Raw genomic sequence first — 19,931 nt, 5'->3', positions numbered from 1 at the left:
TATACGAGCGACCAGGCGCATTCTGAAACCGACGCACGTATTTGCGCCCCGGCATCCTGTGCCGCGGCTTGCCGGTCAGGTGTGTCTTGAAACCATCGTTGCATGCGCCAAGTCCTCGAAACCGGACTTGGCCCATTGCCGGGCCTGCCAGACGGCAGCCCCGGCAATGGGCTGCCATCCAGCGTGGCTACGGGACAGAACGCGACTGAATTCAGTCGGTGGACTGCACCGCCGCGGTGTCGGCGGCGGGTGCCGGAGCCTGGGCCTGGGCCTTTGACTTCGCGCGATTGCGTCGGTCCTGGCTGCGTTGCCGCGCAGCTTGCTGCTTGGCATGCAGCGCCTGAGCGGCGGTCACAGTACCCGCGGCCTGACCGTTCAAGTCAAGGCGCGGAGCATTCTCCACCATGCTCGCCCAGTATCGAGCGCCCCGGCACCACGTGGAAATGCCCAGCTTGAGCTGTTCGCGGGTCAACCCAAGCAGCTCCAGGTGTTGCTCGGCATCCTTGAAGATGCCCTCCTTGAGCGGCACCTTGGGGGCCGGGTTGACCGGGAAAGCCAAGGGAAAATGCTTCTGCAGGGGCCAGATCGCTGCCACCGCCGGGTCCATCTCACGCGGCTTCGCCTGCGGGGGCGACTTGCGCTTGGGCGGTTTCGCGCTATCGGCCTTTACCTGCCCTTTTTCCGCCCGCAGGCGGTCTCGTAGCTCAGCTAGTTGTTCAAAACCCATTGTTCATTCACTGCTTCGAAGTTGATTGCGTGGTGCAAGGATACCCCATGCAGCCTGCACATTGCTTGCAGGCCAACTTTCCCGGCTAGCCGAGGCACAACGTACATGCCAGTGCGAAGGCCCTCAGCTGAACACCCAAAGCACGCGTGTGGGCTTGTCGGTCAGGTTGGCGTAACGAAAACGGGCGTGGGGTTGCAGCTGAAAACTGTCATTGGCGTGCAGCGTGACCGGCTCAGCATCGCCCACCCACACGGTCAGTTCGCCCTCGAGCACAAAGCAGCCCTGCTCCGAGCTGTCGTCCAGGTACTCCTCGCCACTGCTGGCCCCCGGCTGCAAATGGCTATCGAGCATGGAGAACGCGCCCGTTATCGAGGGCGATGCCAGCACATCGGTGATGCCTCCCGCCAGGTGCAGCGTGCGACGCTCGTGCGGGCGGGTCACCCAGTCGAGCTCGCGGGGTTTGTCCAGCTTGTAGAAGTAGGCTGTCGATACACCCAGCTCTTCGCTGATGGCTGTGAGATCGGCCACGGTCGGGCGTGATACGCCGCGTTCGACCTGGGACAGAAAGCCCACCGAACGGCCAATGCGCTGTGCCAGTTCGCCCAGCGTCAGGCCCTTGAACTTGCGCAGGTCGCGAATCAGTACTGCCAGGCCTTCGATTTCTTCGTGCACTTTCATGGTTGAATCGCGACTTTCAGACGGGAAATGGATGCCCGGAAAAGTACAGGATTCATTTCACAAAGCAAAATGCTTTGCGGGAGATGCCTGACGTGAAATGTGCGATTGGGGCACCGATCGAGCACCGCGCGGGCGGCGCTCGATTTCACAGGCGCTGAGAATGGCTAAACAAGCCCTCTGCCCTTACCGAACAGCCTCATAGGTCAGGTCCAGGCACTTGCGGGCTTTCTCCACCAGCTCGTCGATCTCTTCGATACTGATCACCAGCGGTGGCGCGATGATCATGGTGTCGCCCACCGCGCGCATGATCAGGCCGTTGTCGAAGCAGTGCTGGCGACAGATCATGCCGACACCTTTGCCTTCATGACGGGCGCGGGTGGCCTTGTCTTTCACCAACTCGATCGCCCCGAGCATGCCCAGGCCGCGCACTTCGCCTACCAGCGGATGGTCGGCCAGTTCGCGCAGGCGTTGTTGCAGATAAGGCGCGGTTTTATCGTGCACCTGCTGGATGATCTGCTCGTCACGCAGGATCCGCAGGTTCTCCAGGCCTACCGCTGCCGCCACCGGGTGGCCGGAATAGGTAAAACCGTGATTGAAGTCGCCGCCTTCGCTGATGACCTTGGCCACCTCGTCACGCACGATCACCCCGCCCATGGGGATGTAACCGGAGGTCAGGCCCTTGGCGATGGTCATCAGGTCAGGCTTGAGGTCGTAGTAATCGGTGCCGAACCACTCACCGGTACGGCCGAACCCGCAGATCACTTCGTCGGCGACGAACAGGATGTCGTACCTGGCCAGGATTTCCTTGATCTTCGGCCAATAGGTCTGCGGCGGAATGATCACGCCACCGGCGCCCTGGATCGGCTCGGCGATGAAGGCGGCAACGTTGTCCACGCCAACTTCGAGGATCTTCTTCTCCAGTTGCTCGGCCGCCCACACGCCGAAGTCGGCCTCGGTCATGTCGCCGCCTTCGCCGAACCAGTATGGCTGCGGGATGTGCACGACATCCGGGATCACCCCGCCCTGCTGGTGCATGCCACTCATGCCGCCCAAGGCCGCGCCCGCCACGGTAGAGCCGTGGTAGCCGTTGATACGGCCAATGATAACCTTCTTGTTGTTCTGGCCCTTCAGTGCCCAGTAATGGCGGACCATGCGCAGCACGGTGTCGTTGCCTTCGGAGCCGGAGCCGGTGAAGAACACGTGGTTCATGCCTTGCGGGGCCACCTCGGCGATGGCCTTGGCCAGCTCCAGCGCGGGCGGGTGCGCGGTCTGGAAGAACAGGTTGTAGTAAGGCAACTGCTTCATCTGCTGGCTGGCGACCTCGGCCAGCTCATCGCGGCCATACCCGACTGCCACGCACCACAGGCCGGCCATGCCATCGAGAATCTTGTTGCCCTCGCTGTCCCACAGGTACACACCCTTGGCCGAGGTGATGATGCGCGGGCCTTTCTCGGCCAGTTGCCTGACATCGCTGAACGGGGCCAGGTGATGGTCGCGGCTCATTGTTTGCCAGGCGAGGGTCTGCGAATTCTGTTCACTCATTGACTTCACTCCATCAAGTTGCGCAGCCGTGCTGCGAGGGTACTTTTTACAGGTGGGAAAGGTCGCTGCTCAGGCAGACAGCAACAGCCTCTGACGCAGGACCGAGCGATGCCGGCAGGCCTTGCCAAAGGACTGGAAGATGGCCAGGTAATGTGGGTTATCCATGACCTGGAACTCGGGGTGCCATTGCACGGCCAGGGCAAAACCCTTGCTGTTCTCGACCGAAACCGCTTCCACCAGGCCATCGGGCGCCAGCGCTTCCACCCTCAGCCCGGGGGCCAATACGTCGATGCCTTGGCCGTGGATCGAATTGACGTCGAACATCGCCGGCAAACCCATGCGGTCGAGCATGCCGCCAGGCTCTACATGCAGGGTGTGGCGCGGCCCATATTGCTTGTCGAGAGGCTCATCCTTGCCTTCGCGGTGGTCCATGAACATGCCGGTCTCGTGGACCTTCTGGTGCAGGGTGCCACCCAGCGCCACGTTCATTTCCTGGAAGCCACGGCAAATGCCGAGTACCGGTACGCCGGCGGCGATGGCCGCGCGCATCAGCGGCAACGTGGTGGCATCGCGCAGAGGGTCGTGATGGGTACCCGCAGCACTGGCCGGGCCGTTGTAATGGTACGGCTCGATGTTGGACGGCGAACCGGTGAAGATCAGCCCATCCACCACGTCGAGAATATCGGCGCTGTCCATCAACTCACCGAGGCTGGGAATGACGATGGGCAGCCCACACGCTGCCTTGGCTGCCGCGCGCGCATATTTTTCGCTGATGGTCTGGGTTGCATGCAGCCCAATCATGCTGGTGCATGCGGTAATGCCAATCACGGGCACACGTGGCATATCTTCCTCCGGCAAATCCATATTGCGCGTTGTATTGAAACGGTAGAAAGGGAGCGTGCAGCGTCGCTGCACCTACAGGAACCAGCGGTATTCGCGAGCATCGATGTGGTGCATGAAGTCCAGTTGCTCCTGGTATTTGTTTTCGCAATAGACCATCACGAACTCACTGCCCAGGCCTTGGTTGACCACCGGGTGATGACGCATGGCGGCCAAGGCGCTGAGGGCATCCTTGGGGAAGTCGATGCCGCTCTGGCGGTTGTCGTTCAGCGGGGCGATGGGCTCCACGCCGCGGTCCAGGCCATGCTCCATCCCGGTCAAAATGGCCGCCAGTACCAGATACGGGTTGGCGTCGGCGCCAGCGAGGCGGTGCTCGATGCGCAGGTTGCGCGGGTCGGACTCGGGAATGCGGATGCACGCGTCACGGTCTTCGAACCCCCAGCTGGCCTTGCTCGCCGCGTTGACCATGGCGCCATAACGTCGGTAGGCATTGTGGTTGGGGGCAAAGATCGGCATGCAGTGCGGCAGCAGTTCCAGGCAGCCTGCCACCGCATGGCGCAGCTTGCGCTGTTCGCTTCCCGCCAGGATGTTATTGCCGGCGGCGTCGTACAGGCTGACGTGCACATGCATGCCGCTGCCTGGCGCGTCCAGGTACGGCTTGCTCATGAAGCTGGCACGGTAGCCATGCTTCATCGCTATACCGCGGGTACTGCGGCAGAACAGTGCCGACCAGTCCGCCGCACTTAGGGCATCGTCGCTGTGCGAGAAGTTGATCTCGAACTGGCCTGGGCCCAGCTCTGCGGTGATGACGTTCGCCGGTACGCCCTGCTCGTTGGCGCCGTCGACCATCTCGTGCAGGACCGACGAAAAGCGCGACAGCCGCTCGATGTGCATGTTCGGCTGATCGTCTTCATCCCCGGTTGCCGTGTCGCGTGGATACTGTGGCAGGCCGTTGTCAAGCTTGCGGTCGAACAGGTAGAACTCCAGTTCGAACGCTACCACCGGGCGGATGCCACGTTTGGCCAGACGCTGAAGCACACGCGCCAGCACTTCACGGGGCTCGAACTCGATCGGCTTTGCAGTGCCGTCGGACGTGATCAGCATCTGGGCGATCACTTCCTTTTCCCAGCGCACCGGCTTCAGTGTACCCGGCACCAGGCGCCGGGCGGCATCCGGGTCGCCGTCGGCGAAGCAATAGTCCCCAATCGGGTAAAGGCCACCCTGGGTACCCAGCAGCACGCAGTTCTGCGGCAGCTTCAGTGGCGCACCGGCTGCGACTTTCTCCAGCATCTCCATGGGGTAGCGCTTGCCGTAGAAGTGCCCGGGGATGTCCAGCGCAATCAGGTCGACATAGCGAATTGCCGGGTGTTCTGCTCGGAACGAGCGCACTTCAGCCAGCAGATCCGGAAAGATGACACTCATCTTCTTATCCTTGTGAGGTGAACGAATTCAATTGAAGACCCAGAGCACACGGGTGGCTTTATCCGTCAGGTTGGCGTAACGGAACGGCGCATGGGGTTGCAGCTGGAAGCAGTCGTTGGCCTGCAGGGTCACGGCATCGCCCTGGTCCAGCCACACCGTGAGTTCGCCCTCGAGCACGAAACAGCCCTGCTCGGAACGGTCGCTCAAGTACGCCTCCCCACTGGTGGCGCCCGGCTCGAGATGGCTGTCGAGCATGGCGAAGGCGCCTGTGATGGTCGGCGAAGCCAGCACGTCGGTGATGCCCGACTCCAGGTACAGCGTGCGCCGCTCGTGGGGACGCGTGACCCAACCAATGCTGCGGGGCTTGCTCAGGTTGTAGAAGTACGCGGTTGATACGCCGAGCGCTTCGCTGATAGCGGTGAGGTCTGCCACGGTCGGGCGCGAAACGCCGCGTTCGACCTGGGAGAGGAAGCCCACCGAACGGTTGATGCGCTCGGCCAGTTCACTCAAGGTCAGGTTCTTGAATTTGCGCAGGTCGTGAATAAGGATCGCGAGGGCTTCAACCTCTTCGTGCATCTTCATCGTTTCGGACTGCCGTGAAATTTTTAGACTTATTTTTCATGAAAATTTACATGAAAATTTTCACGCGTCAAGCCAAACGATGGAAATGTGCAGCCGCCAACAGAGGGCTTGCTGCGCCGCGTGGCGGATTGGCTGCGATGGCGCGGGTTTTTTTACAGGCGCTCGGCGAGTAGCCTCGTGGGTGAATTCCTCCAGCCCGACCACGTCCATCGCCATGCCAAACGGTTTCCCTGATTTGCCCTCGCTCAATGCGCTACGTGTGTTCGAAGTGGTTGCCCGTCACCTGAACTTCCGCCTGGCCGCCGAAGAGCTGGGGGTGACCCAGGCGGCAGTGGCACAGCAGATACGCGGGCTGGAAGCGAGCCTGGACCTTCGCTTGTTCGAGCGCCTGCCCCGGGGCCTGGCACTGACCGATGCGGGGCTGGGCTACAGCGGCAGCATTCGCAACGCCTTGGCGATGATCGATGAGGCAACCCGCCTGCTGCGGCCACAGGCGGCTCACCTGACGGTCAGCGTGACACCGACCTTTGCCTCCAAATGGCTAATTCCCCGGCTGGGCAACTTTGCGCAAAGCCATCCGGACATCGATTTACGTGTACTGGCCACAGATCGGCTGTCCCACTTCAATACTGACGGCGTGGATATCGCAGTCCGCTATGGCAAGCCCGACTTCGGTGCGGGTTTGAACAGCGAACTGTTGATGGACGACCGTATCGTCGCCGTGGCCAGCCCAACGTTGTTCGAAGCCGGCAAAGCCCCCGCCATCTTCGAGCAGCTTCAAGCGTTCACCCTGCTTCACGATGCCCATGATTTCTGGCCTCGGTACCTCGCACAACTGTTCCCGCAGCACGGGCAAGCGACTGCCAAAAACCTGCGCTTCAATCAGACCTCATTGGCCATCGATGCGGCCATCAGTGGTCAGGGTATTGCGTTGGCAAGCCTGGCGTTCGTCAGTGATGACATCGTCGCGGGCAGGTTGACCCAGGTCTTCGCTCAGCAGCTCAGGCTCGATAAGGCGTTCTATCTTGTGTGGTCACGAAAGATGCAGCAGCCGGAGTCGCTAGGCATTGTCCGGCACTGGTTCAAGCAACAAGCCAGCAATAGATAATCTACTGCATCAGTAAAGTTTAGCTGTCTCCCTCGCCGCCACTTCTGCTGCTAATTTTAGTGCTTACAGGCAATCATCCATTCGCGTTACGGAGGCAGAATGTCAGTAGAAAAAGTTGCGATCATCACGGCAGGTGGCAGTGGTATGGGTGCCGCAGCGGCACAGCGCCTGGCCGCTGACGGGTTCAAGGTTGGCATCCTTTCCTCCTCGGGCAAGGGCGAAGCACTGGCTGCCGAGCTTGGTGGTATTGGCGTAACAGGTAGCAACCAGTCGGTTGAGGACCTGAAACGCCTGGTCGATGCCGTGGTGGAAAAATGGGGGCGCATCGACCTGCTGGTCAATAGCGCCGGCCATGGTCCGCGCGCGCCAATCCTGGACATCAGCGACGAAGACTGGCACAAGGGCATGGACACCTATCTGCTCAATGTCATTCGCCCGACGCGCCTGGTAACGCCCTACATGCAGCGCCAGAAAGGGGGCGTGATCATCAACATTTCCACGGCCTGGGCGTTCGAGCCGATTGAGCTGTTCCCGACGTCTGCAGTGTTCCGCTCGGGCCTGGCCGCATTCACCAAAATCTTCGCCGACCAATTCGCCGGGGACAACGTGAGGATCAACAACGTCCTCCCCGGCTGGATCGACAGCCTGCCAGCCACCGAACAGCGCCGCGACAGCGTGCCACTCAAACGCTATGGCACCCGCGAGGAAATCGCCGCCACCATTGCGTTTCTCGCCAGCGAAGGCGCTGCCTACATCACCGGGCAGAACATCAAGGTCGATGGCGGCGTGACACGTAGCGTTTGATTGTCTGTCGGCCCGCAGGCCAGTCGACTGATCAGGCCAAGGCGTTTACGCTGGCGTTTTCCCACCTGCACGGAAGCGCCAATGACAGAGACATACCAAGGAAGCTGCTTGTGCGCAGCAGTCTCTTACCTGTTACTCACCCCACCCAAGGCAGTGAGCCACTGCCACTGCAGCCAGTGCCGCAAAAGTCACGGCGCCGCATTCGCTTCGTACGGCAGCATTCCGCGCAGCATGCTGCGCATACTGCGCGGCGCTGCCAGCATCAAGGCCTTCTCTTCATCACCGACGGTTACGCGCGAGTTCTGCACGGAGTGCGGCTCGACCTTGTTCTGGTCACGCGCCCAGGGTGAGTTTGCCGACTGGATTTCGATAGCGCTGGGAACGCTTGATACACCGTTCCTGCCCAGGAAGCAGAAACATGTTCACGTCGACGCTGCTGCCCCTTGGTACTCACCCTGCAACCCTGACTGATCACCCAGCGCAGGACCAATAGAGCAATCACGGCTAGGCACCTCAGTGCCTGAACAACGGATGCTAGCGCTCACCGCACCTTCCAGAGATTCCGTTCGTTGACTGACTCACAGCACAACCCAAGCTACATGAAACGGTTCGAAACCGTGCTTGCCTACATCGACAGCCACCTCGAAGGTGACCTGTCGGTGAACGCCTTGAGCCGCATCGCCAACTTCTCGACGTTTCACTTCCACCGGCAGTTCACGGCTTACATGGGTGTTCCGGTTTCACGGTATGTGCAACTGATGAGGCTTCGACGCGCAGCGCATCAACTGGTCGCCTCGCCCGCGACGCCCATACTGGAGGCCGCATTCGGCGCCGGCTTCGAAAGCCCCGAAGCCTTTGCCAGAGCGTTCAGGCGCGCCTTCGGCATGGCGCCGAGCGCGTTCGCCAAGGCGCCGAACTGGCAGGCCTGGAGTGCGGTATTCAATGTTCCTCACCGATCCAGGAGTATCACCATGCAGATCCGTATCGTGAATTTCGCCGAAACCCGCGTGGCCGCGCTCGAACACCAGGGGCCGCCCGGCCTGGTCAGCGAAAGCGTCGCGCGTTTTCGCCAATGGCGCATGCAAAGCGGCCAGTCGCCTGTGACCAGCAGCCGTACTTTCGGTATCCCCTACGACAACCCCGACACCACCCCGGCCCACGCCTTTCGCTTTGCCGTGTGCGGCGAGATAGAAGAGGCGGTGCAGCCCAACGATTTCGGCGTGCAAGAACGGGTTATACCGGCAGGGCGTTGTGCCGTGATTCGACATACCGGCTCGCCTGACTACATTGGCGAAACCATCTACCCGCTTTATCGTGACTGGCTGCCATCGAGCAACGAAGAACTGCGTGATCATCCGTTGTTCTTTCATTACCTGAGCGCCTACCCGGAAACACCACTGGAGCAATGGCAAACGGACATCTACGTGCCGCTGAAGTAGGCTGGGCCATGGGTAGCGGGCGTAGCCAACTTGGCCGGCCCAGGCGCATGGCCAGGCAACCGGGCCGGGGATCAGATACGTACCCTGGGTGCCTCGCCATGCGTCTGGAGGCGTGTTTGCTTGCGATAAAAGGCGTGAATAGCCCACACCACCCCTACGAACAACAAGGCTGTACCAAGCGCTTCCATAGGAGACGGCCAGCGTTGGTTGATGAGCAGGCCCATCGTAGTTGCATAAATGGTCCCGCTGGCGATCAATTGCCCGCTCAGCGCCAGCGGAAGACGCCGCGTTGCGATTGACCATGCCCAGGCACCTGCAAGGGTGGCCCCTAACCCCTGAATCAGCCCACAGAGGATCAGCGCCTGAGTACCTGCCAAACCGCTCGGATGGCTAGCGAAATGAGACAGTTTCAAGTACAGCCCAACCGGGATGAACGCCAGCATTTCGACGCTGCACATGAAGATCAACATGGCTGACCACAACATGGGAGACATGCTTGGCCGTCGAGCCAACGCACTTTCATTCAACAGGCCAAAACCGGTCCAGAATGCGATTGCCAGCAACGATGCAAGCAACCCAAGCAGTAACGACGCGGTCGGGAGCACTACCGACGCACGGCTAGCATCAAACACACTCAGATTGACCAGGCTGATGCCCAGGGCCGCCACCAGCAGTGGCCCGGCAATGGCACGCCAAGGCACGCTGGCGCTGCGCATGTTGCCGGCAATCGCGAGCACGATCGGTACTGAGCCCATCATCACCGGAGGGATCACCGGCCCGGCTGCCAAAACCGCAGTGGTGATCAGGAAGAAGTAGCCAATGTATCCCAAGAAGCCCAGCAGTGCGGCACTGGCCCAGTCACTCAGTCGCAATTGCCGCACTTCGCTGCGATAAACGAACAACACCAGCAGGCTACCTAACCCGGCAAAGGCATAGCTCACCACCGCCAGGTCAAAAAGGCTGTAGTCGCCGACCAACCCCGGAAAGATATAGAGTAGCGACCAGGAAAAGGTGGCGGCAATGGCCGCTAACAAACCCAGGGTCATACGCTCTGCTCCTGCCGCTGGATCCAGCAATGAGCTATTTGCCGGGCAGTGTCGAATACCCGCATGTCCTGGCCCATCGCACCGCTGACAAAACTGCCCTCCAGCAAGATAAACAACCCTTGGGCAACGGCGTCAGGATCGTTTATACCGGCGCTCATGGCCAAGGCAGCAAGGTTTTCGCGTATTCCTTGCTTATGCCGGCTCACCGCCAAATGCACGGGGTGGCTAAACTGGGGGAATTCAGCCGCACTGTTAACGAACAGGCACCCGCGCTCGCTATCTTTCAAAAGAAAGCGTTCATACAAATCGAAAAAGGCGAGCATGCCACTGACCGGATCAGGATGCCCAGCCAGGGTGCGCGCTACCTCTTCACGCCAGCGTCGGTCACGCTCCTCAAGGCACGCCACTATCAGCGCATCCTTGGAGGGAAAATGACTGTAGAGTGTCATTTTGGTAACGCCCGCCATCGCGGCAATGGCCGTTACCCCGGTGACGTACACGCCTTGCGACAGAAACAGCTTCAGCGCGGCATCAATCAAGCGCTCACGGGTGTTGTCCAATTCAAGGCACTCCGGCAAAGGCACGGCGTTGACTATACTGACCGGTAAGATTCAGGTGCATCCAGATACGACCTGAAGCATGGCCGCTACGACATAGACCGCAGCAGTAAAACGTAGGACTTCAGCATTTTTGGTAGCGCTGGGCTGATTCCACCGTCAGGATGGATGCTTCATCAGGCTTAAGGAGAGAGCTGTGTTTCCCATGAACGTGTGGTTCGCCTACACCGCCGCCTGCGTGCTGTTGGTGCTGGCACCGGGCCCTGACAACTTGTTGGCCATTGGTCGCGGTCTCAGCCAGGGTAAAGTCGCAGCGGCTGTATCCGGCATGGCGTCAGGCGCAGGCATTCTGTTTCACGTTGCAGCCGCTTCGTTAGGCTTGACCCTACTGATGCAAACCTCGGTGCTCGCATTTTGGGTGATCAAGCTCATTGGTGCCGGCTATCTGCTCTGGCTAGGGATCAAGGTTCTGCGCGCTCGTAGCCTGATAAGCTTCCAACCGGCGTCCAGGCAATCTCCGTCCAGCATTTTTCTGACCGGTCTGCTGTCGGCTGCGCTCAACCCCAAGCCAGGTTTGTTCGTGCTGGCGTTCATTCCCCAATTCGTCGACCCCGCACGCGGGTCGGTCAGTGTGCAGATGATGGTTTACGGCGTGTGGTTCGCTGCACTCACTGCATTGGGGTTTGCCTTGATGGGCATTTTTGCCACGGGGCTGTCTCGCTACCTGTACCGGCGGCCACGGCTGGTGAATGGGCTGAACGTGGGCGCAGGCCTCACCTTCGTCGCCTCTGGCGTTTCGATTGCGGCGTTGAGCCAGAGATAGCAAGCAGGAGAAAGCGGCGGGGCTGCGCATGAGCCCCGCACTTCATCACGATGCAGAAGCCTCGTCGGCCAGCTTCGCATGGGTGTTCAGTTCCTCAGCGATGAAGGCCGAAATCATCGCCCTGTAGACCTGCTCCACCACCTCAGCCGAGGCACCGGTTTCGTCAGCCATCTCACGAACCTTCTTGATCACTTGCTCGACCCGGGCAGGCGCACGCACATCATCGGTGGTTTTCTTGAAGCCCGCTGCTTGCGTCACGAGCCTTCCACGTTTGGCGAGAAGCGAAACGAGGCTGCGGTCGATTTCATCGATCCGTTGACGGACTTCGTCCAGAGAGGTGCAAGGTACATCCATTTGCTTGACTTCCTTTTCATGAGCCTGCGCTGAATTGAAGCTGGCTGTCGTGGGTGATCGGGTCGTGCAGTGTAGCTGCTATGCCAGGTCCGCTTCACACGCCTCAGAGGGTGTAACGCCGCAGGGATATCCCAATCCATTTCGAATAACCAGCTCACGCCTGCGTGGCGCAGATCGTGAAAATGCAGATCCTCCACACGAACCATCTTTCGCCCAGGCTCAAGCAGCCTGCTGGCGGGTGAATGTTTGGAGCTCTTGGTAGACCAGGACACCCTTTTTCTTGAGGTGGATCTGGACGGGATAGATAAACGTCCCATCGGCCTTTTTCCTTGCTCTGATCGTTGCCATGATTTCCGGTGCTACGAGCGTGATTGGCGGAGGCCATTCCGGCTATTTGTCCGGTCTGGGCTATTTCAGGGAGACTCTCGGTGCATCATCCCGGGAGCGTCGATGTTGACCTTGCCCCCTTGGCATAGGCGGTCAGCACTTCTTCACGGGCCGCCATTCGCTTCAGGTAGCCGGTCACATTGGGCAATGTCTGGATATCCACCTGCAATTGAGCGTGGATGCGCAGCCAGGGATAGATGGCCATGTCGGCAATCGAGTACATCCGAGCAATGAAATCGCTTCCGGCCAAAGCCTTTTCCACTGTGTTGAACAAATTGACGGTTTGTTCCTGATAGCGCGATATTGCGTACTGGTTGCCTTCGGCCTCTTGATGAATGAAGTGATAGCTCTGTCCGGCCATCGGCCCCAGGCTGCTGATTTGCCAGGCCAGCCAGTGGAGCACCGCATAGCGCTCAGGCCCTACGCACGGTAGGAATCGCAAGTGCTTTTCCGCCAGATATTGAAGGATAGCTCCGGACTCGGGCAGGATCAGCGCCTGATCGTGATCGACCAACAACGGGATCTTTCGGTGGATTGTCAGGCGCGCGAAGTCCGGCTGGTGTTGTTCACCCTGCGCCAGGTTTATCCGATGGATCCGGTAGGGCACGCCAAGCGCCTCTAGCATGATCAGGATCTTGTGACCATTGGCCGTCGGCGCGAAATAAAGTGTGTACATGGATACGGCTCGCAAAAACCAATCAGTGGCGGGAGGGGCAATCGGCGCGGTTGAGCCCGGCCCGTTCCACCAGGGCTCAGGCAATCGGATAACGCTTGAACAGATCAGTCTGTTCCAGGCGGGCCGCATGGGCATTGATGGCCGGGAAATCGCTGGCCTTGACTACGTCGGGCAGCATCAACTGCATGAACGACCAGGCCACCGCACAAGTGACCTCAACCTGGTCTGGGCGCACCCCGTGCGACGCTTGTGCCGCCAACCGCTTGTCCAACTCCGCGCACGCCGCCAGCAACTGCCGGGTGACGCGTTCGACCCAGGGCTGATGAAGCTTTTCCGCCGGTCGAAGATTGTGTTCATAGACGATCTGGACGGTCTTCTCGCATGCCGCCAGCGCCAGCCCCAATGTACTCAAAGCTCTGGCCAGCGCCTGCGGTTGACTTGGCAATAGCTTGCTCCCGGGTGAGCTGAGGGTCTCGAAATAATCGATGATCAGCGTCGAGTCCATCAGTACGGAGCCGTCATCGAGCAGCAGAGTCGGCGCTTTGACCACCGGATTGATCCTCGAAAACTCTTCGAATGTGCTGAACACCGACAGTGGGGCATGTTCGAACTCGATGCCTAGAAGGTCCAGGGATATAGCTACCCGGCGAACGTAAGGTGAATCCAGCATCCCAATGAGTTTCATCGATAGGCTCCTTGATTGATGTTGATCTCTAATGCCGTTGTCTGGCGTTTGAACAGCAGGGGAACGGATACGCCGGGTGCTGCTTCTGTGCCCTGACTGGCTCCAGTTGCAGAAGACCTTCCCCATCAATCAGCGCTAGCCCGGCAGACAATTTCACGCGCTCGCCGGGGCCAATCGCGAAGTCGACACCGTCCGCGCTGATCCAATGCTTGCCGCTCACCGCACGCGTGTAGATGTCGTGAGTAAACCGCACCGAAACCAATTGCGCGCTGGTCAATGAAATCTGCAACCACTGGTGGTCTTCACAGTCAGGATTACCCGTTGTCATTTGCCGTGCTCCCCACGCACCGTCTATGGCTCCATTCCTCTTGCCAGTCGAAGACTTTACCGTCACTTACATTAATGAGAGCCTTGCCACTTATAAATCAGTTTTTTTTTCCACTATTTGTAAGAAATACTTACATGTCGAAAATTCCTCCTATCACCTGCCTACGCTGCTTCGAATCGGTTGCAAGGCTGGGGAGCGTCACCGCAGCCGCCAAGGAACTGCATGTCACCCATTCGGCCATCAGCCAGCAGATCAAGGTGTTGGAAGAGATGATCGGCGTCACCCTGTTCGTCCGTGAGGGACGGGGTCTGCGGGTCAGTGAGGACGGACGACTGTATGCCTTGCAGATCCGCGAATGCTTGGGCGGAATCGCCGAAGCCACGCGACTGATCAAGACGCAACCCAAGTCAACGGAACTGGTGGTCGCCGTTCTCCCTTCGTTCGGATTCAGCTGGTTGTTGCCCCGCTTGCCACGTTTCCAGCAATTACAGCCGCATATCAGCGTCCGGCTGCAGGCCAATCTGGCGCTATCGGACCTGACGCGGGAATCTGTCGACGTAGGGATCCGCATGGGCAAGGGCGACTGGGACGGGGTGGAGCAGCATCTGCTCTTTCATGACGAGACGTTGGTGGTTGCCGCTCCGCACTTCAACGGCGGGGTGCTACCACAGACCCCTGAAGAGATCATCGGCAGCAACATTGTTTTCAACATGGAATCATGGCAACCGTGGTGTCAAGCGGCCGGGCTGGATAGGGAAGTCCCACGCATCGGCCTGTGCAGCAACGACTCCAACCTGGTACTTCAAGCCGTGCGCTTGGGCCAGGGGATCGCCCTGGAGCGCCGCAGCCTTGTGCACGATGCGATCCAACGAGGGGAGTTGGTGCAACTCTCCCCCGTGATCGCTCCCTATCCCTACCCGTATTGGCTGGTATTACCCAACCGCGAGCGTTCGGAAACAAAGCAGCAGGTGTTCTCAAGTTGGCTGACACATGAGGTCGCTGTATATCTGAACGAACTGGATCATGGCAGCAAGACGGTCCGATGATGGCCGATTGTTGCCCTTGCCAAGGGGCTGCTAACCGACCCGGAGCGGACGGTCATGGCATTGGGTTCGGTGGGGGCCTTGAGGTGTTCGTCATGAGGTTTTTGGTGGTTATCAGACCGAGCGCCGCCCGCGCGGCGCATCGCGAGCTGGCGCTCGCTCCTACGTTTTTTCGGGCCAATTGTTCCTGAGGATTTTGCGCGCGAACGCCTTGGCGCATGGCTCGGTATCGCGTCGTACAAACCAGGCGGGTCTGCCGCTTCGTCTTACCCAGCGGCCGGGCTTTCTCGGCTTCCACCAGGTAGCGATCAATCATGTCCTTGATTGCGTACCCTCCACGGTTGGCCCGCTCGATGGCACCATGCTCTGTCAACTCTGTCTCTCGTCGCTTCGCCCAAGCCTGCGCTGCCTGCTTACGGGCGAACGTCTGGGCTTCTTGGTAGACTAGGACACCTTTTTCTTGAGGCGGATCTGGACGGTATAGCTGACCGTTCCATCGGCCTTTTTCCTTGCTCTGATTGTTACCATGATTTCCGGGGGTACAAGCGTGAATGGCGGTGCTACCTCGCACCACTGTCTCACCAAAAAACCCGAAAAGTGGTACATAAATGCGTAGACCAGAATGCCCCTAGAACTAGCTTCAAAGCCACAAACCACGCGCCCTGAGCCGTCACGCCGCTTCAGCGTTGCACCGATGATGGACTGGACAGACAGACATTGCCGGTTCTTCCTGCGCCTGCTCTCCCGGCAAACCCTGCTCTACACCGAAATGGTCACCACCGGTGCCCTGCTGCACAACGACGCCCACCGTTTCCTGCGCCACGATGCCTCTGAGCACCCGCTGGCCCTGCAACTGGGTGGCAGTGTGCCGGCCGACCTGGCCGCGTGTGCGCGCCTGGCTGAAGAAGCGGGCTACGATGAGGTCAACCTCAACGTTGGCTGCCCGAGTGACCGGGTGCAGAACAACATGATCGGCGCGTGCCTGATGGCTCACCCGGCACTGGTGGCCGACTGCGTGAAGGCCATGCGTGACGCCGTATCGACGCCTGTGACGGTGAAGCACCGCATTGGTATCAACGGCCGTGACAGCTACGCCGAATTGAGCGATTTCGTCGGCCAGGTGCGTGAGGCCGGCTGCCGGAGTTTTACCGTGCATGCCCGCATCGCGATTCTGGAAGGGCTGTCGCCGAAAGAGAACCGCGAGATCCCGCCGCTGCGCTATGACATCGCAGCGCAGTTGAAGAGGGACTTCCCGGACCTGGAGATCGTGCTCAATGGCGGGATCAAGACCCTGGACGAGTGCCAGGCGCACCTTGAAACCTTCGATGGCGTGATGCTGGGGCGCGAGGCGTATCACAACCCTTATCTGCTGGCCGAGGTGGACCAGCAACTGTTTGGCAGCGATGCGCCGGTGGTCAGCCGTAGCGAGGCATTGGCGCAGCTGCGGCCTTACATCGTGGCGCATATGGAAAGTGGCGGTGCGATGCACCACGTTACCCGGCATATTCTGGGGCTGGCCCAAGGATTCAAAGGGGCGCGGCGCTTCCGCCAGTTGCTGTCGGCAGACATTCACAAGGCGGCTGAACCCTTGGCGGTGTTTGACCAGGCCGTGGAGTTGTTGCAGGGGCGGTGACCTCAGAAGGAGGGAACCTCGGGCTTGCTTGCGACTCGAATCTTCACCTTTCGCACAGCCCCGTGCGGACCAGCGGGTCCGCCGGGTTTCGGCGGCCCTTGAGCGGCTGCCGGGGCTCGGGTAATGTCGAGTAAATGCACAGGACAGAGCACGCCCATGACCTCCAAGCTGGAACAACTCAAGCAGTTCACCACCGTGGTCGCCGACACCGGGGACCTGGACGCCATCACCCGCCTGAAGCCGGTCGATGCCACCACCAACCCGTCGCTGCTGCTCAAGGCTGCTGCCATCCCAGGCTACGCCGACCTGCTGAAACAGGTGAAGGCCGACGCCAAGGGTAATGTCGACCTGGCCTGCGACAAGTTTGCAGTGGCGGTAGGCTCGGGCATTCTCAAGGTCATCCCGGGGCGTATCTCCACCGAGGTGGATGCACGCCTGTCGTTCGATGAGCCAGCCCTGCTGAACAAGGCTCGTCAGCTGATCGCCCTGTACGAGGCGGCCGGAGTGCCAAAAGAGCGTGTGCTGATCAAGCTGGCCTCCACCTGGGAAGGCATTCGCGCCGCCGAGAAGCTGGAGAAGGAAGGCATCCAGACCAACCTGACCCTGCTGTTCTCCTTCGCCCAGGCCCAGGCTTGCGCCGATGCCGGGGTGTTTTTGATTTCGCCGTTCGTGGGCCGTATCTACGACTGGTACAAGAAGAGCACCGGCCAGGAATACGTGGGCGCCGAGGACCCGGGCGTGCAGTCGGTCACGCGCATCTACAACTACTACAAGGCCAATGGTTACAACACCGTGGTCATGGGCGCCAGCTTCCGCAATATCGGCCAGATCGAACAACTGGCCGGCTGCGACCGCCTGACCATCAGCCCCGAGCTGCTGCAGCAGCTCAGCGATGACCAGGGTGAGTTGCCGCAGGTGCTGAAACCAGGCAACGCCGGTGAAGCCAAGCAGCACCTGAACGAAAGCCAGTTCCGCTGGGCGATGAACGAAGACGCCATGGGCACCGAGAAACTGGCCGAAGGTATCCGCCAGTTTGCGCGGGACCAGGAAAAGCTGGAGAAGTTGATGGCTGAAAAGGCCTGATACAGTTCGGGTTTGCCCGACGGGCGGGAAGTGTTCAGTATTTTCCGCCCGTTTTGTTTTGCCACGCCTTAGCTGTGTATTGAATTCTCGGGCCTGCTCGCGGACAAGCCCGCTCCTACACCGATCGATGTAAGGGCGGGCTTGCCCACGAACAGGCCGCCATAGCCACCCGAGCTGTCGATGACCTCCCCTAACCCGTTGCCCCTCGTACTCGCTGGCCCGGTACTGCGCCGCCTGGAACCCCAGCGTCTGGCCATCTGGCTGGTCACTACCCAACCGCTGCAGCCCGAATTCGTCTGCCTGGCAAGCGCGGCCCAAGTCGATTGCCAGGTGGTGCCGATAGGCCGGCACGCCCACGTTCACCTGCTGGACATCCGATTCGCCAGCCCCCTGCCCTGCAACCAGCTGCTCGACTACGACCTGCTGATCAACGGCCAGGGTATCGCCGACTGGGCCCCACACCTGCTCTACCCCGGCAACCCACGCCCGAGCCTGGTGCTGCGTGAGCGCCTCGACCATTTGCTGCACGGCTCCTGCCGCAAGCCGCACCACCCTGCTGCCGACGGCCTGCTGTGCGCCGACCGCCTGCTACAGGCCTCTACAAGACCAGAAGATCGCCCCGCCGTCCTGCTGATGACCGGCGACCAGGTATATGCCGACGACGTCGCCGGCCCGATGCTGCGTGCCATCCATGGCCTGATCGCGCGCCTGGGCCTGTTCGACGAGCAACTGGAGGGTGCGGTGGTAGCCGACAGTCAGGCGCTGTACCAGCACCCGGCCAGCTACTACCACCGCGCCGACCTGCTGCCGGCGCTGGAGCGCAACGACACCCTGCGCGAGCGTTTTTTCGGCGGCAAGCGCAAGCCGATCTTCTCGTCCAGCAACGCCGACAACCACTTGGTGACCTTGGCCGAAGTCATGGCCATGTACCTGTTGGTGTGGTCGCCGGTGCCTTGGCAGCTGGTGGACCTGGGCATCCCCAGCGGGCTCAGCGACGAGCATCAAGCCCGATACCGGCATGAGCTGCCGCTGATTCAGGGGTTTGCCGACAATCTCGGTCAGGTGGCGCGGGTGATGGCCCACCTGCCCTGCCTGATGATCTTCGACGACCACGACATCACCGACGACTGGAACCTCTCGGCGCAGTGGGAGGAAACGGCCTACGGCCACCCATTCTCGCGAAGGATCATCGGCAACGCCTTGCTCGGCTACCTGCTCTGCCAGGCCTGGGGCAACAGCCCGGACGATTGCAATCCGCTGATCAAGCAGTGCCAGGCGCTGACCCGCCAGAACCAGGATGAGCTGATTGGCGAGCTGCTGCGCTTCCAGGGCTGGCAGTTCAGCCTGCCTACCGAGCCACCGCTGCTGGTCCTGGACACTCGCACCCGCCGCTGGCGCAGTGAAAGCAGCCTGGCCAAGCCGTCCGGCCTGCTGGACTGGGAAGCGCTGAGTGAATTGCAGCAAGCACTGCTCGATCATCCCTCGGCGGTCATCGTCTCACCAGCGCCGATTTTCGGGGTGAAGCTGATTGAAACGGTGCAGAAGGTGTTCAGCTGGCTGGGCTACCCGCTGCTGGTGGATGCCGAGAACTGGATGGCCCACCGCGGCTCAGCACAGGTCATCCTCAATATTTTCCGCCACTCGCGCACACCGGGGCACTACGTGGTGCTGTCGGGGGATGTGCATTACTCGTTCGTGTATGAGGTGCTGATTCGCCACCGCCAGCGCAGCCCGCACTTGTGGCAGGTGACCAGCAGCGGAATCAAGAACGAGTTTCCCCGGCGCTTGCTGGATGTGCTCGACCGGCTTAACCGCTGGTTGTATGCGCCGCGCTCGCCACTCAACTGGTTTACCAAGCGCCGAGAAATGGAGGTGGTGCCGCGTACGCCCAGCCACAGCAAGGCCGGGGAACGGCTGTGGAATGGTGCCGGGCTGGGACAGGTGTTTTTTGATGAACAGGGGCGGCCGGCGCGGGTGTATCAGCTGGATGCGGGCGGGGGTGAGGCTACAGAGTTTAAAAACCGGGCGTAGTGAGATTCAGGATTTTTACAAACTGCGCTGGCCTCTTCGCGGGTAAACCCGCTCCTACACCTGATTGGGGTGGACACACATTGGTGTTTGGGCGCAGGCCGTCGTAGGAGCGGGTTTACCCGCGAAGAGGCCGGCACAGGCCA

General features: G+C 60.5%; 21 protein-coding genes and 1 pseudogene. 9 read left to right on the top strand and 13 right to left on the bottom strand.

Features of this window, described 5'->3' with window-relative positions; genetic code table 11:
* Positions 1 to 211 precede the first annotated feature (211 nt).
* From ACF8RA_RS23500 to ACF8RA_RS23475, 6 genes are all read right to left on the bottom strand, one after another.
* Positions 212 to 727, bottom strand: coding sequence for a ProQ/FinO family protein (locus tag ACF8RA_RS23500; protein WP_176684888.1), 516 nt, complete (start codon positions 725 to 727; stop codon positions 212 to 214).
* Positions 728 to 850: 123 nt separating this feature from the next.
* Positions 851 to 1,405 carry a helix-turn-helix domain-containing protein gene (locus tag ACF8RA_RS23495; protein ID WP_176684887.1) on the bottom strand — a complete coding sequence of 185 codons (555 nt, stop codon included), beginning with the start codon at positions 1,403 to 1,405 and terminating at the stop codon, positions 851 to 853.
* 183 nt (positions 1,406 to 1,588) lie between these two features.
* Positions 1,589 to 2,947, bottom strand: coding sequence for an aspartate aminotransferase family protein (locus ACF8RA_RS23490; protein ID WP_392519626.1), 1,359 nt, complete (start codon positions 2,945 to 2,947; stop codon positions 1,589 to 1,591).
* A 69-nt stretch (positions 2,948 to 3,016) separates the two neighbouring features.
* Positions 3,017 to 3,790, bottom strand: coding sequence for a gamma-glutamyl-gamma-aminobutyrate hydrolase family protein (locus ACF8RA_RS23485; protein WP_176684885.1), 774 nt, complete (start codon positions 3,788 to 3,790; stop codon positions 3,017 to 3,019).
* 72 nt (positions 3,791 to 3,862) lie between these two features.
* The gene (locus tag ACF8RA_RS23480; protein WP_176684884.1) at positions 3,863 to 5,209 is read right to left on the bottom strand and encodes a glutamine synthetase family protein; all 1,347 of its coding nucleotides are present in this window, start codon (positions 5,207 to 5,209) and stop codon (positions 3,863 to 3,865) included.
* A gap of 27 nt (positions 5,210 to 5,236) precedes the next feature.
* A complete protein-coding gene (locus ACF8RA_RS23475; protein WP_209964741.1) occupies positions 5,237 to 5,791 on the bottom strand; it encodes a helix-turn-helix domain-containing protein in 555 nt (184 codons plus the stop codon).
* A gap of 214 nt (positions 5,792 to 6,005) precedes the next feature.
* Between ACF8RA_RS23475 and ACF8RA_RS23470 the strand changes: the two genes are divergently transcribed.
* From ACF8RA_RS23470 to ACF8RA_RS23455, 4 genes are all read left to right on the top strand, one after another.
* Positions 6,006 to 6,899, top strand: coding sequence for a LysR substrate-binding domain-containing protein (locus tag ACF8RA_RS23470; RefSeq protein ID WP_392519632.1), 894 nt, complete (start codon positions 6,006 to 6,008; stop codon positions 6,897 to 6,899).
* A gap of 99 nt (positions 6,900 to 6,998) precedes the next feature.
* A complete protein-coding gene (locus ACF8RA_RS23465) occupies positions 6,999 to 7,703 on the top strand; it encodes an SDR family oxidoreductase (protein WP_392487656.1) in 705 nt (234 codons plus the stop codon).
* An 81-nt stretch (positions 7,704 to 7,784) separates the two neighbouring features.
* Positions 7,785 to 8,174: a GFA family protein gene (locus tag ACF8RA_RS23460; RefSeq protein WP_176684880.1), complete on the top strand. Its 390-nt coding sequence runs from the start codon at positions 7,785 to 7,787 to the stop codon at positions 8,172 to 8,174.
* Positions 8,175 to 8,302: 128 nt separating this feature from the next.
* Positions 8,303 to 9,142, top strand: a complete 840-nt coding sequence (locus ACF8RA_RS23455; RefSeq protein WP_392519625.1) for a GyrI-like domain-containing protein — start codon at positions 8,303 to 8,305, stop codon at positions 9,140 to 9,142.
* Between the two features lie 71 nt (positions 9,143 to 9,213).
* Here ACF8RA_RS23455 and ACF8RA_RS23450 read toward each other — a convergent pair whose 3' ends face one another.
* Both ACF8RA_RS23450 and ACF8RA_RS23445 read right to left on the bottom strand, forming a co-directional pair.
* Positions 9,214 to 10,188, bottom strand: a complete 975-nt coding sequence (locus ACF8RA_RS23450; protein ID WP_392461038.1) for an EamA/RhaT family transporter — start codon at positions 10,186 to 10,188, stop codon at positions 9,214 to 9,216.
* Positions 10,185 to 10,748, bottom strand: a complete 564-nt coding sequence (locus ACF8RA_RS23445) for a TetR/AcrR family transcriptional regulator (RefSeq protein WP_392519624.1) — start codon at positions 10,746 to 10,748, stop codon at positions 10,185 to 10,187. The genes ACF8RA_RS23450 and ACF8RA_RS23445 overlap by 4 nt, the downstream gene beginning before the upstream one ends.
* Before the next feature lie 202 nt (positions 10,749 to 10,950).
* On the opposite strand from ACF8RA_RS23445, the gene ACF8RA_RS23440 reads away from it, so the two are divergent.
* A complete protein-coding gene (locus ACF8RA_RS23440) occupies positions 10,951 to 11,568 on the top strand; it encodes a LysE family translocator (RefSeq protein ID WP_392519631.1) in 618 nt (205 codons plus the stop codon).
* A gap of 45 nt (positions 11,569 to 11,613) precedes the next feature.
* Here ACF8RA_RS23440 and ACF8RA_RS23435 read toward each other — a convergent pair whose 3' ends face one another.
* From ACF8RA_RS23435 to ACF8RA_RS23420, 4 genes are all read right to left on the bottom strand, one after another.
* Positions 11,614 to 11,922, bottom strand: coding sequence for a chorismate mutase (locus ACF8RA_RS23435; protein WP_012053142.1), 309 nt, complete (start codon positions 11,920 to 11,922; stop codon positions 11,614 to 11,616).
* A 433-nt stretch (positions 11,923 to 12,355) separates the two neighbouring features.
* Positions 12,356 to 12,985 carry a glutathione S-transferase family protein gene (locus tag ACF8RA_RS23430; protein WP_176684875.1) on the bottom strand — a complete coding sequence of 210 codons (630 nt, stop codon included), beginning with the start codon at positions 12,983 to 12,985 and terminating at the stop codon, positions 12,356 to 12,358.
* Positions 12,986 to 13,061: 76 nt separating this feature from the next.
* Positions 13,062 to 13,670 carry a glutathione S-transferase gene (locus tag ACF8RA_RS23425; protein ID WP_392519623.1) on the bottom strand — a complete coding sequence of 203 codons (609 nt, stop codon included), beginning with the start codon at positions 13,668 to 13,670 and terminating at the stop codon, positions 13,062 to 13,064.
* Between the two features lie 28 nt (positions 13,671 to 13,698).
* The gene (locus ACF8RA_RS23420; protein ID WP_392519622.1) at positions 13,699 to 13,998 is read right to left on the bottom strand and encodes a hypothetical protein; all 300 of its coding nucleotides are present in this window, start codon (positions 13,996 to 13,998) and stop codon (positions 13,699 to 13,701) included.
* A gap of 134 nt (positions 13,999 to 14,132) precedes the next feature.
* On the opposite strand from ACF8RA_RS23420, the gene ACF8RA_RS23415 reads away from it, so the two are divergent.
* The gene (locus ACF8RA_RS23415) at positions 14,133 to 15,044 is read left to right on the top strand and encodes a LysR substrate-binding domain-containing protein (protein WP_392519621.1); all 912 of its coding nucleotides are present in this window, start codon (positions 14,133 to 14,135) and stop codon (positions 15,042 to 15,044) included.
* 247 nt (positions 15,045 to 15,291) lie between these two features.
* Here the strand turns inward: ACF8RA_RS23415 and ACF8RA_RS23410 are convergent.
* Positions 15,292 to 15,569: pseudogene (locus ACF8RA_RS23410) on the bottom strand (site-specific integrase); the annotation flags it as partial.
* A 94-nt stretch (positions 15,570 to 15,663) separates the two neighbouring features.
* Between ACF8RA_RS23410 and dusA the strand changes: the two are divergent.
* The 3 genes from dusA to ACF8RA_RS23395 all read left to right on the top strand — a co-directional run bounded on the left by dusA (position 15,664) and on the right by ACF8RA_RS23395 (position 19,788).
* Complete coding sequence (gene dusA / locus ACF8RA_RS23405; RefSeq protein ID WP_028697573.1) at positions 15,664 to 16,674, top strand: tRNA dihydrouridine(20/20a) synthase DusA; 1,011 nt, start codon at positions 15,664 to 15,666, stop codon at positions 16,672 to 16,674.
* 156 nt (positions 16,675 to 16,830) lie between these two features.
* Positions 16,831 to 17,757, top strand: coding sequence for a transaldolase (tal, locus tag ACF8RA_RS23400; protein WP_319901960.1), 927 nt, complete (start codon positions 16,831 to 16,833; stop codon positions 17,755 to 17,757).
* Positions 17,758 to 17,937: 180 nt separating this feature from the next.
* The gene (locus ACF8RA_RS23395; protein WP_176684870.1) at positions 17,938 to 19,788 is read left to right on the top strand and encodes an alkaline phosphatase D family protein; all 1,851 of its coding nucleotides are present in this window, start codon (positions 17,938 to 17,940) and stop codon (positions 19,786 to 19,788) included.
* Positions 19,789 to 19,931 lie beyond the last annotated feature (143 nt).

Source organism: Pseudomonas sp. FYR_5 (genome assembly GCF_043106315.1).
GTDB classification, from domain to species: Bacteria; Pseudomonadota; Gammaproteobacteria; order Pseudomonadales; family Pseudomonadaceae; genus Aquipseudomonas; species Aquipseudomonas putida_Y.
This window is presented reverse-complemented; position numbering and strand designations above follow the sequence as displayed.